The organism is Fluviicola sp., from assembly GCF_030151805.1.
Taxonomy (GTDB): domain Bacteria; phylum Bacteroidota; class Bacteroidia; order Flavobacteriales_D; family Crocinitomicaceae; genus Fluviicola.
Genome location: NZ_JASLCN010000346.1, coordinates 21,482 through 28,293, shown reverse-complemented (window position 1 = coordinate 28,293; position 6,812 = coordinate 21,482). Strand labels below are relative to the sequence as shown.

General features: G+C 41.5%; 5 protein-coding genes. All 5 read left to right on the top strand.

All coding sequences use genetic code 11. The annotated features are described in order from the left end of the window. Positions 1–44 precede the first annotated feature (44 nt). Positions 45–821 (top strand): acyl-ACP--UDP-N-acetylglucosamine O-acyltransferase, encoded by a 777-nt coding sequence (lpxA, locus tag Q1V93_RS13225; RefSeq protein WP_300665359.1) that lies wholly within the window; start codon positions 45–47, stop codon positions 819–821. A gap of 48 nt (positions 822–869) precedes the next feature. Further along, positions 870–1,289, top strand: a complete 420-nt coding sequence (locus tag Q1V93_RS13220) for an Rrf2 family transcriptional regulator (RefSeq protein WP_124744735.1) — start codon at positions 870–872, stop codon at positions 1,287–1,289. A 30-nt stretch (positions 1,290–1,319) separates the two neighbouring features. Next, entirely contained in the window at positions 1,320–2,753 is a 1,434-nt protein-coding gene (gene rlmD, locus Q1V93_RS13215; RefSeq protein WP_300665358.1) for a 23S rRNA (uracil(1939)-C(5))-methyltransferase RlmD, read from the top strand. A gap of 667 nt (positions 2,754–3,420) precedes the next feature. After that, positions 3,421–3,723, top strand: coding sequence for a hypothetical protein (locus Q1V93_RS13210; protein WP_300665357.1), 303 nt, complete (start codon positions 3,421–3,423; stop codon positions 3,721–3,723). Positions 3,724–3,727: 4 nt separating this feature from the next. Next, complete coding sequence (locus Q1V93_RS13205; protein WP_300665356.1) at positions 3,728–6,808, top strand: TonB-dependent receptor; 3,081 nt, start codon at positions 3,728–3,730, stop codon at positions 6,806–6,808. Positions 6,809–6,812: the final 4 nt, after the last annotated feature.

The window sequence follows — 6,812 nt, the reverse complement described above, 5'->3', positions numbered from 1 at the left end:
ATTAAAGATAAGGTAGAGGCTAAAGATAAAGATAAAGTAGAAGCATGATAAGTCCGTTAGCACAGGTTTCTCCGAACGCACAACTTGGAGAAGGGGTAATTATTGACGCATTCAGTACCATTCATGATGATGTGGTGATTGGAGCGGGAACAAGAATTCATTCGAATGTAAATATTTATCCCGGAGCAAGAATCGGAGCAAATTGTGAGATTTATCCCGGAGCTGTAATTAGTGTTGTTCCTCAGGATTTGAAGTTCGATGGAGAATATACAACGGTTGAAATCGGGGACCGGACAGTGATTCGCGAGTGTGTAACCATTCATCGCGGAACGAAAGATAAGTGGAAAACAACAGTCGGAAGCGATTGTTTGTTGATGACTTACGTACATATTGCACACGATTGCCAGATCGGGAATCATGTAATCATGGCAAGTTATTCCGGTTTATCCGGACATTGCGTGGTTGGAGATTACGCTATTCTGGAAGGTCGTTGTGGTTCACAGCAGTTTGTTCATGTCGGGGCGCATTCATTTGTTGCAGGAGGATCTTTGATCCGCAAGAATGTTCCGCCGTATGTGAAATGTGCCCGTGAGCCGCTTACTTATGCAGGAATCAATTCCGTAGGCTTGAGAAGACGTGGTTATACGGATGAGCAGGTTCGGGAAATAGAAGATATTTACCGCATTATTTTCGTTCAGAATAACCACGTGACCAAATCATTGGATATTGTGAAGGAGACTATTGCAGATTCTCCTATCAGAAGAGAGATTTTATCATTCATTGAAGCTTCCGATAAAGGAGTGATTAAAGGATTGATCTAAGGTTTTTGTTTTGAATTTAATTGTAAATTAGCTCAACAGACACATTTCATGTTATCAAAGAAGACGAAATATGCATTACATGCTTTGACCTATCTGGCGAAGAAGGATGCTAATGAGCCAACTTTGATCCTCGAGATTGCTGAAAACGGCCATATCCCGCGAAAATTCCTGGAATCTATTTTATTGGATCTGAAAAAACAAGGAATTCTCAATTCGAAAATGGGGAAGGGCGGAGGCTATTTTTTACGTCAGAAACCGGCGCAGATTCAAATTTCCACGATTATCAGGCTTTTTAACGGCCCGATTGCATTATTGCCCTGCGTCAGTTTGAATTACTATCAGCGTTGTGAAGAATGCACGGATGAAAAAACGTGTGGCTTGAATAAGGTATTCATTGACGTTCGGAACGAAACGTTGCGCATTTTAGAAAATAAATCAATTCAGGATATTGTAGATCAGGAATTGTAACAGCCATAGGCTCAGAAGAAACAATCAAAAGTGGTACACAGAAATCAGATTATTGAGATTCAAATCGACGATTTTGCGTTCGGTGGTCAAGGGATTGCCCGCATGAAATCGGAAGAAAGCGATTTTATTTTATTCGTTGAAAACACCTTTCCAGGGCAATTCGTAAGAGCCCGGGTCGATAAGAAACGCAAACGCCATGCAGAATGCAAACTGCTTGAAGTGCTGGAGCGTTCTCCTTTGGAAAAACAACTTCCGTTTCAAGAGATTTCAGGTGCGCCATACTTGTTTGTTCCGATTGAAATTCAACAGGAATATAAGAAAAAATCTACCCTGGATGTTTACCGGAAAATCGGAAGGATCCAGGATCCGGGAGCGCTTTTTGATGAGTTTATCTCGTCACCGGAAGCCTTCTTTTACCGGAATAAAATGGAATACAGTTTTTCCTGTATTGAACATGTGCCGGAAACCGGGGAGGAAATCGACGATGCTTTTGCTTTAGGGTTTAAGCGAAGAGGAACCTGGTGGAAAGTTGAAAATCTGAATAAACCGAGCGGATTGTTTGACGAGCAATGGGAAACCATTCTTCCGGAATTCAGAGATTTATTGAAATCATTTGGTTTGCCGGCATGGCATCCGCCGAGAAAGGAAGGTTTTTTCAGACATATTGTGGTCCGGAAATCCTTCGACCAGGATCAATTGCTGCTGCATATCGTAACCAGTTCCGCAGGAATCAAACAATTCGATAAAGCACAGGTTGTTGCCTTTTTGAAAGAGAAATTAGGAAACCGTTTGGCGGGTGTCTGGCATACGATCAATGATAATGTGGCCGATCGTGCCAAAATAGAAAACGGAACCAGTGAATTGCTTTTCGGAGACTCGGTAGTCGTTGAGAAAATGCTCGGTCTTTCGTTTGAAATCAGCATGGAAAGTTTTTTCCAGACGAATCCGAAAAGTGCGGAACGTTTGTACACGAAAGCAATCGATTACGTTTGCGATTACGCGAAAGACGGCAGTGTGATCATGGATTTATTCTGCGGAACGGGAACCATCGGACAATTGGTAGCACAACGCGTGAATGCGGGTGAAATCATCGGTGTTGATATCGTTGAAGAAGCTATTGAGGATGCAAAACGAAATGCGAAACGCAATAAGCTGGAGCATTTGCATTTCTTTGCAGCAGATGTAGGTAAATTCCTGTCATTGCACCCGGAATACTTAAACCGTATTGATACGATTGTTCTGGATCCTCCAAGGGCAGGAATCGCACCGAAGACCTTGCAGAAAGTAATGGCTTTGGGAGCTTCACACCTCGTGTATATTTCCTGCAATCCTTCCACCCAGGCAAGAGACACGGAAACACTTGAACAAGGCGGTTATAAACTCATGAAATTATCGTTGGTAGATCAATTCCCGCACACAAGCCATATTGAGGCCATTGCGGTGTATGAGAAGCTTGCTGAGTAACTAGTTCCTTTGTTGTAAATTTTTCGTTTTCCCCTTGAAGGGCAATTTCCCGGAAAGGAGGAATTTAATTTCTGAAAAGAGTTTAAAACGCTGATTTAGATGTTTCCATTGTTATGGAATCGGTAACGGCGTACAATTATATTCCTAATCCCAAAAGGGTTTAAATGCTCTTTTAAACAAACATCATTCTATTTCTTTTCGGGCTACTGTGCCGGTGTTAGAAAGCTGGTATTGGATCTTGTGGTAATAATTCGCGGTGCCGTTTTGTTTTCATCCCTGTATTCAAGATTTTTTGAGTTCATACAAGTTTTTGGTATTGATTTGCCCCGGATTTCTATTTCAAAAGTTGTTTTTGAACAGTGGATCAAAACCCTGTATACCAAAATGAGGTTCCTGCTCTAAAAACCGCCCGATTCCCTCTGTCACCCTTCTCAACTGTTTCAACAGAGTACAAATAGTGCTCATCCTAGAAATTGAAAAGTTTCCTAATAGTGCTCTATTTGATTACGAAACAAATTTATTAAAATTGAATTAACAATATAATAATCCATTAAAAACGCCTATATATCAATTGTTAGAGATATTTGCAACAGAAATTTGATTGTTGAATGAGTTTCTTATTTGTAAACAATCGGGTTTCATTAGAAGAAACATTACAGCAAGAGATATGAAATCGTTATTTATTCAGACTTTACTCGTTTTGTCTCCTTTATTTGTGAAAGGACAAGCGATCCCGGATCAATTAAAATTGGATTTCAAACAAGCAAAAGCGGAAAACAATTATTCGCTGTACTCAAAAGCGAAAGAACAGCTTGTTCAATTCTTTCAAACTTCAACGATTAATGATGAAGATTTGCAGGCGGGTTATCTGATTGCGCAAGAATTCAGAGATGTATCCCTTTTCCTGTTTATCGAAACTTATGATAAGCATCATCAGCATTCCAATTGTACAAAACACAACAATCAATAATCACATGAAAAAAATGATACGTCAATCATTATTGCTTCTTTCCCTTTTGTTGACCGGACAATTTGCCTTGTCTCAAAACACCATTACCGGTTTGGTAAAGGATGAAGCGGGCGTTATTCCGGATGTTCCGGTTATTCTGAACGGAACCACCTGGAAGCAGTTGTCCGATTTGAACGGAAAATTTGAATTCAAAAATGTTCCGAACGGAAGGTACTACCTGGTTATTCAATCTTCAGAATACCCGGTTTATCGTGATACGATTACGCTAAACAACAACGGGGTTGTTGATCTTGGTGCAATCTTATTAGATGCAGGCAAATCCAAAAACGAAATCGAAGAAGTTGTTGTCAATGGAAAGCTGGCTGAAGGGAATAATAAAGCAAACAAAATTCAAAAGGATGAAAATGTAATCGGAAACGTGGAGTACGTAGGCGATGGTGAGCAGGTAGCATACAACGCGGGAGATAATCTTCAGAAAATGCCGGCTGTAACCGTTCAAAAGGACCAGGGAGAAGGACGTTATATGTCTGTAAGAGGAACGCCGACCGATTGGAATAGTTCGATGCTTAACGGGGATCGGTTGCCGGTTGCGGATGAGAACTCGGAAACGCGTACAATGGCGTTTGATGTAATTTCCAGCGACTTGTTGGATTACATCAAAGTGGCAAAAGCATTAACGCCGGATATGGAAGGTGATGCGATCGGTGGTTCTGTTAATTTTATTACGAAAACCTCTCCCGATTCAACTGAATTGAAAATCAACCTGATGGGCGGCTACAATGCTCAGTCTCAAAAGCCGATTTACAATGGTAATTTCTTTTATGGAACCCGTTCCAAAAACGGGAAATTCGGTTTCCTGATCAATGGTTCGGCTTACGTCCGAAACTGGGGAACGGACAATTTTGAGGTTGTTTACGGAAGTAACTACAATCAAGGAGTGAATCGTTTGGAGTTGAGGGATTATACCGGGATGCGTTCGACTTACTCCGGGAATATTGCTTTAGATTATAAATTCACTCCGAACAACAAGATTTATTTCAAAAGCATGGTGGGCCGGTTCACAGATAACGAATACGACATGAAGACGCGCTACAACTATGCAATCGGAGCCGGTTCGACCATTATGTTACAACACATTCATTCTATCCAGCAATCATTGTTGTATGGAGGTGAATTGGGGACCGAATTGAAATTGAGTAAAAAACTGTTTTTCGATGCCAAAGTTGCTTTCTACAGCAATCAATACGGTTATGGAAAAGTTCCGTTTAAATCAAAAGACAAAAGAAACGGATACCTCGTTGAGAACTTTGAAAAATTCAATGTTCATTTCAAAGATCAGGTCTACATAGATAAAAACGGACAGGCTTACCGCCAGGATCAGAACGGCAACCCGATTGACGGAAACGGAAATATCGTGAATGACCCAAGCCTGGAATTGGCGCGTGTAAAACTCCTCGGAAAAGACAATCCTTTTGGAGATGGCGATAGCTGGAACAATATTCAGCCTCAAATCCAGGGAAGTAACTCTCCCGGTGATTATGAATTTTCTGGAGCTTACAGTGAGTTGAACACGACCTGGGAAAAGGATCCGCTGATTGTCAATGCCAATTTCAAATACGAAGCAACTAAAAATCTGACACTTAAAGTCGGTGGGAAAACACGTTACAAAGAAGGATATCGAAGTTTGTCACTTCACAACTGGTACCAGGACTTCAATACGTATTCGGGTTCTCTTAAAATCACCAATTACCCGACGGCTCCTTTGAACCTGAACGGCGGTTTCTTACAGGAATTGGGACAGCCTTACGCGGGTACGTTTATGCCATTCCTTAAACCGGATCAAATAGATGGGTTGATCAATAATTTGGGAGATACGCTGCGTGAAGAACCGATGACGGTTGCGCATCATGATTATTACGAATTTATTGGTTCTACTTATTCCTATTCCGAAGCAGCGGAAGCTGTGTATGCAATGGCGGAATGGAAACTCAAGCCGCGATTGACATTGATCGGAGGGATCCGGGTGGAGATGACTCAATTAAAAATGACTGCCGATTCGGTTCTTGACGGCGAAAATGACTGGTATCTGGCAAACATTTATAACATAGACGGCGACTACAAAGTGGTGCCGATAGACAACGATCCTTATGCAGGTACAGGTCTTACGCCTACTGTTCAGTATACGGTGGCTTACCCGGTGGTGAAATCGCATTTGAAGCGCAATTACTACGCACCGCTTCCGATGGTTCATTTGCGTTTTGACCAAAATGACAATACTGTTTGGCGTGCGGCTCTTACGCGAACTTACCGCAGACCGAACTTCATCGAAACGAAGCCCGGAACAGCAGTGATTGATTACACCAATCTTGAATTCAACCAGGGGAATCCGAACCTGAGACCAGCATTTTCATGGAATTTGGATTTTTCTTATGAGCATTACATGAAAAATGCCGGGTTGTTTTCCGTGGGACTTTTTGGAAAAGTGGTTACAGATCACATTTATCGCACTATCACAGCTGATATTGATCCGCAATTAGGGATTATTTACAAGTCCTATCAAAATGCCGAGAAACCGGTTTATGTTGCCGGAATCGAGATCAATGGGAAAAAGAAGTTTGATTTTCTTCCTTCAATGTTAAAGAATTTTGGAATCGATGCCAATTTCACACTGACTTATTCCCAAATGCAAATACCGGGAAGATCTTTCAAACAGGCGCTTCCTATGCAGCCGCCGGTATTGGTAAACTGTGCTCTTTTCTATGAAGGTGATAAGGGGTTGAAAATCCGCGCTGCGCTAAATTACACAGCCGGTTATTTGATGGAGGTGAATACTTCTGCGGTTTCAGATGACGGAAAAACAATCCGTCTGTTGCATGACAATACGGATTACGATGTGTTCATGCGCTACAAATGGTCGCTGGATATTAGTGCTTCATATAAGATTACCAAATACATGCAGATCTATTCTGAGATCTCCAATATACTCAACAAGCCATTTTATGTCTACCGCGGCGAGTCATTCAGACCAATGCAGGTGGAGTACTATGGAGTCAAAGGAACCCTTGGTGTGAAATTCAACTTTTAATAAT